Raw genomic sequence first — 5,625 nt, forward strand, 5'->3', positions numbered from 1 at the left:
GCCCAGGTCAACGCGGCGCACGAGCTGCCGTACCGGCTCCCCGGCCAGCGACGGCCGTCGCTGGCCGCCGTCCACGTCCGCCAGGACCTGAGCACCGGCACGGAGGAACCGCGACCGGAACCGCCGCCCACCCCGATCCTCGACGGCCACGGCCACCTGGTCGAGGCGCCCCGACCGCCCGTCGCCCGGGTGGCCGTGCGCCCGCCGGCCCGGGCCGTCCGGGAGGCGCTGGACGGCGACGACCACCTGGTGATCACCGGAGGGGCCGGCCAGGGCAAGTCGACGCTGTCGCTGCGCCTGGCGGCGGACGTCGCGGGCCGGTGGTGCGGCCGGTGCGAGGACGACCCGCTCGCCGAACCCGTCGTGCCGCTGCGGCTGACGGCGCGCGAGCTGGCCAAGCGGCTCGACCTGCCGTTCACCCGCGCCCTCGCCGACAGCGCCCGCGCCGAGTACGGCGCGCTGCTGAGCACCCCCGTCGGGGCCGACCTGCTCACCGACCGCGTCGCCGGCTGCCGCTGGCTGCTGCTGGTGGACGCGCTCGACGAGGTGGCCGACGGCGCCGACCGCGACCGCCTGGTCCGGGTCCTGTCCGCGTTGGCCGAGGAGCCCGCCTACCGGGTCGTGGTCACCACGCGGCCGATCGAGGGTGCCGCCCTGGCCCCGCTGCAGCGCGTCGGCGCGGCGCGCTACGAACTCCAGCCGTTCGACGACCGGGCGCTGCGCCGCTTCGCCGAGAACTGGTTCGCCGAGGACGGCCCCGACCTGGCGGACCGGTTCGTGCGCCAGGTCCGCGAGGCCCACCTGGGCGAACTCGTGCGCGTGCCCCTGCTCGCGACCATCGCGGCGATCATCTTCGGGCAGCGCCACGACCACCCGCTGCCCGACAACCAGTACGAGCTGTACGAGGCATACCTGGCGTTCCTCCGCGCGGCCCGCACGTCGACCGGCCGCTTCGAGGACCACCGGACCCCGCTGCTGGAGCACCTGGGCCGCGTCCGCCTGGAGACCGACACGTCGCTGGTGGTGGCGGCGCGGGAGTGGGTCCACCGGCACGTGCCGCCGCCGGAGCGGGGTTCGGACTGGGCCGACGAGCTGACCTCGTTCCTCGTCTCGGTCGGCCCGCTCGTCGTCCGGGGCGACGACCTGCGGTTCCTGCACCACAGCTTCGCCGAGCACCTGGCGGCCACCGCGCGGGCCCGCGAGCTGCCCGAGCACTTCGACCCGGCGCACGAGGACTTCACCCGCCTGCTGCACGCCGCCCGGCCCGAGGAGCGCGGCCGGTACGCGAGGGCCGTGGTGCTGCACTACGCCCGGTTGCGCCCGGCCGAGGCAGACCCGCTGGTCGAGGCGCTGCACGCGGGGGACGCCGAACAGCACCTGCTGGCCGCCCGGCTGCTGGCGAAGCGGGTGCCGGCCGGGGAGGAGGTCGTGGACGCCTTCCTCGGCACCGTCCGGGCGTGGGCGATGACCAGGCAGCACCCCGGCGGCGACATCCTGTCCCAGACCTGCCGGGCCGCGCACCACCCGGGACTGGCGGGGTGGCTGGTCGAGCTGATGCGCGCGGGGACCGCGCCGTGGCGGTCGAGGACGGAAGCCGCGGCGGCCCTGGCGTCCCGGGTGCGGTGCGACCACTCGGCCGAGGCGATCGCGTTCCTGACCGACCTGGTGGACGACCCGGGCACGGCGGTCGGCGACCGGCTCGCCGCCGCCGAGGCGCTGGCGGACTGCGGCGAGGCCGAGCGCGGACCCGCCGAACGGGGGCTGCGGGCGGTCCTGGCGAACCCGCTCGCGTCCGGCTACGACTGCCGCACCGCCGGTGTCCTGCTGGCGGCCTTCGACGGGGCGGCGCGGCAGTGCGCGGTGGAGGTGCTGTCGAGGCTCGTGGGGAGCGAGGAGACGCCGACGCAGGACCTGGTGGAGGCGGCCACGGGGTTGATCGAGATCGGCGTCGAGTTCCACTCCGTTGCCGCGTCGGTGTTCCGCGCGGTGCTGGAGGACCCGGTCAAGGACATGGCGGGTCGGCGAGATGCGGCGCTCGGGCTGGCATCCCTGGGACCGGAGGGCACTGCGGAGGCCGCCGAGCTGCTCACCGCCCTCATCGCGGATCACCGCCACGGCTCCTACGACCGCGCGGATGCCGCCAGCGTCCTTGGTGAGCTGGGGCCGCAGCACCGGGTCGCGGCGGCGGACCGGTTGCTCGCCATGCTCGCCGAACCGGACCTGACGCGCTATGACCGAAGTCGGTGCGCCGCTCAACTGCTGAGCCTTGACCCGAGGCGGAGGGAGGTCGCCATCGGGCACCTGCGATCAGTGATGACGGACAGCCGGTCCACCCCGAGCGAGGTGCGGTGGTCCGCCAAACACCTGTCGGATCTCGGCCCAGAGTTCTTCGCCGAAGCCGCAGAGGTGCTCCGGCGTTTGTATTCCGACGCACCTCTATCTGCCACGTGGCGGGTGGTGCTGCTCGGTAGCCTCCTCCAACTGGGAGAGCCTTATCGAGCTGAGGCGATCGAACTGCTGCGGGAGCAAGCGGGTGATCATGCGGCGGCCCCTGCGGATCGCTGGGACGCGGCCGAACGGCTCATGGGGGCGGGACCGGAGTTCATCGCCGAGGTGATGAGGTGCTTCCGGGAAATCGCCACCTCTCTCGACCACGATGTAGCGCTCCGCGCGTGGCAGGAAGTGCTGCGTTCCGGGACGGAGCACCACGACGAGGCGTTGACAGCGCTGCTCGACGTCATCGGAGAAAGTCCCGCATGGGTCTTCGTCGCGGCGAAGGATCTCGTGTCATCCGATGAGGACACAGGTCGGGTCGCGGATGCGCTGCTGCGTGTGTTGAAAGATCCCACCCGAAGCTTTCAGTCAAAGGCCTCCGCCGTATACAGCTTGGCCGGCTTCAGCGGCTGCTTCCACCGCGCCGCGGTGACCGAGTTGCGCGCGCTCATCGGCTCGGTCACCCTGCCGAGGTTCGACTTCCCCTACTTCGTCGAGAGCGTCGCGAGGATGGGCGTCGGCCTTCGGCGGGATGTGGCTCGCGCGCTGCGGGACTTGCTGCACGACCCGGATGCCACGTCGGTCCGCCTGTGGCGGGTCTGCGCTGCTCTGGACCAGCTCGGGTTCGCCGGTGCCGAGGTCGTGACCGCGCTGCGCACCGTCGTCGCGGACCCCGCGTGCCCGTCTTACGCCCGCTGTGGTGCGGCGGTGACCCTGGCCGAGATCGCTCCGGAGCACACGGCCGAGGCAGCCGAGGCGGTGTTACACCAGGAGGAAGACCCGGACACGAACAGTTGGCGGAACGCTGTCCTTGCGCTGATCCGTCTGGGCGTTGATGTTGAGCCCCGGTTGCGTGCGCTCGCAGCCGGCCCGTCCCGCCTGATTGACCCTGGCGCGGTGATGAAGGACGAACACGCGAGTATCGCCGTCCGGAGCGAGGCGGCGGTGGAGCTGGCCTTGACCGACCGATCCGCAACGCGGCTCGCGCTCCCCCTTCTCCGGTGGTTCGTCCGAGACCCCCGGGCCACACCGAGTGAACGAGCGGCCGCTGCTTACTGGTTGGTGTCAATGGGACGGTTCGGTCTCGACGTCGATGCGGAGGTGTTGGCGGAGGTGGCACGCCATCCCGCAACCGATCCGACCACCCGCCGACGACTGATCGGCCAGTTGCCCCGCGATATCCGCACCGAGGTCGAACGCATCCTGCTGGCCGACCACGCGCTGCCGATCGACCAGCGCATACCTCATCCGGATATGTGGGACGATTCGCCGCTCGCGGCCGAAGCCGAGGCCGCCGTGCGCGACGTGCTGGCCGCTCCGGAGACCCCGTGGCGCGAGCGGATCGCCGCCGCCTCCGCGCTGGCCGACCTGTCGTTGCGGCTGGTGCCGGAGGCGGCCGACGTCCTCCGCCGGATGTGGGACGAGCGCCCGGACTGCGCGGCCGTGGGCAAAGCACTGGCGCGCCTGGGCCCGAAGTACCGCGCGGAGGCGCTGGCCCGGGGCTGCACCGGCCACCCCGTGGAGTTCGCCTCCGACGACCCCACCGAGATCCGCGCCACCCGCGACGACGAACGAGCGACGCCCGCGTCACGTTGGCGGGCAGCGGTCAAGCTGGTCCGCTCGACCGAAGACCGCGCCGCCGCCACACGGCTGCTGGACGCCCTCGCCGCCGACCCCGCCACCCGCCCGGCCCTGCGCTGGCGCGCGGCCCGCGACTTAGCCGACCTGGACCGCCGCCGGAGCGAGGAGCTGCTCCTGGCGATGGCGACGGACACGACTCTGCCCGTCACCACCAGGGCGAACGCGGCCGAGGCGCTCAACGAGACCGCCCCGGCCCGCCGCGCCCTCGTCGTCAAGACCCTGCGCGCCCTGCTGCCCACCGCGAAGCCACTCGAACGAGTGAAGATCCTGGCCACCCTGGGCACCGTCACCCCGTCGACCGCCGCCCTCGAACTCCTTCGAACCGCCCGCGACGCCCGCAGCGCCCCGGTCGTCCGCGTCCGCTGCGCCGAAGCGGCCGCCGACCTGGGCCGGGAGTTCCGGGAGAGCGCCTCGGTCGCCGTGCGGGCGGTGGCCCGGGACGAGTCGGTCCCGCGCCACGTGCGCCGGCGGGCCGCCCGCGACCTGGCCCGGTGGAGCGAGCTGTGCCGGGAGGAGGCCCGCCGGACGTGGGTGTCCGCGTGCTCGCCTACTCGGTGAACATGGTGAACGAGCGCGCCCGGTCGAAGCGCTTGGCGGCGAGGTCGTCGAGGCTGATCAGGAAGCACCCGTAATAGACTTCGCTCTCCGTGGAGAACTGGACGAGCGGCACCCATTCCCGGGTCAACCGGTCCTCCTCCTCGTTCTCCAGGCGGTGTTTCTCCGCCCTCGGGAGGTCGGGTTCGGCCGCGAACCGGTCCTTGAGGTTGAACAGCGCCAACTGCGTGAACGGGGGGTCCTGGCCGCCGATCTCCGAGCAGTGCCCGCCGAGGCTGATCGCGCCGCCCGGACCCGTCCCCGGCCAGAGGTCGTCGACCACTTCGCACAGCTCGTCGAGGTGCTCCAGCTCCTCGAGCAACCGCTGCACGGTTTCCGATTCGAACTCGGCGTCGCGCTCATCGCGCTCTTCGATCCACTCCGGCAGGGCCGGCTCGACCCGCGCGGAGAGCCGGTGCTCGGGGATGAGGAACGGGATGTCCTGGTGGTAGGGCCTGAGGTTCTCGTGGTCGGGCGGCGGCGTCGCCACCACCGTCTCCGCGCCCGCCGGGACGTACAGGACCCGCGCGAACTCCGGCTCGCCCGTGCCGAGGCAAGCCAGGTGGTCCTCCTCGTGGTGCAGGAAGAAGAGCAGCGAGCCGTCCGCCGGCAGGGGCAGCCCCTCGGCCCGGGGGAGGGCCGCGCAGTCGACCGAGGCGATGAACGGTAACGGGACCCCCTTCCCGCTGCTCGGCCACTCCACCCCCACCGGCAGCCGGGGGAGTCCTCCCGCCTGCCCGGCGATCTCGTCGCCGGGGCCGGGGGAGCACATCCAGACCTCGAACCGGAGCTGGTCGGCGAACTCGTCGATCTCGTCGTCCGGGATGCCCCGGTCGGCCGCCGCGCGGCGGAATTTCTCTTATAGATACATGGGTCGGCATGATAGGTTAAGGTTTG

2 protein-coding genes are annotated in these 5,625 nt (G+C 72.9%); one reads left to right on the forward strand and one right to left on the reverse strand.

The window, feature by feature from the left end; genetic code table 11:
• Positions 1 to 4,692 (forward strand): NACHT domain-containing protein (locus tag ACFV4N_RS38935; protein WP_499677698.1); only part of this gene is annotated, 4,692 nt, incomplete at its 5' end.
• On the opposite strand, the gene ACFV4N_RS38940 is transcribed toward ACFV4N_RS38935, so the two are convergent.
• Positions 4,682 to 5,500: a DUF1963 domain-containing protein gene (locus tag ACFV4N_RS38940; RefSeq protein ID WP_499677699.1), complete on the reverse strand. Its 819-nt coding sequence runs from the start codon at positions 5,498 to 5,500 to the stop codon at positions 4,682 to 4,684. The two genes, ACFV4N_RS38935 and ACFV4N_RS38940, sit on opposite strands and share 11 nt — an antisense overlap.
• Between the last annotated feature and the right edge of the window lie 125 nt (positions 5,501 to 5,625).

This window comes from Actinosynnema sp. NPDC059797 (assembly GCF_042732085.1).
Lineage (GTDB): Bacteria > Actinomycetota > Actinomycetes > Mycobacteriales > Pseudonocardiaceae > Actinosynnema.

Excerpts from the sequence above, each read along its gene's own strand:
- ACFV4N_RS38940 (WP_499677699.1), bottom strand. The coding sequence starts at position 5,500 with ATGTGCTCCCCCGGCCCCGGCGACGAGATCGCCGGGCAGGCGGGAGGA.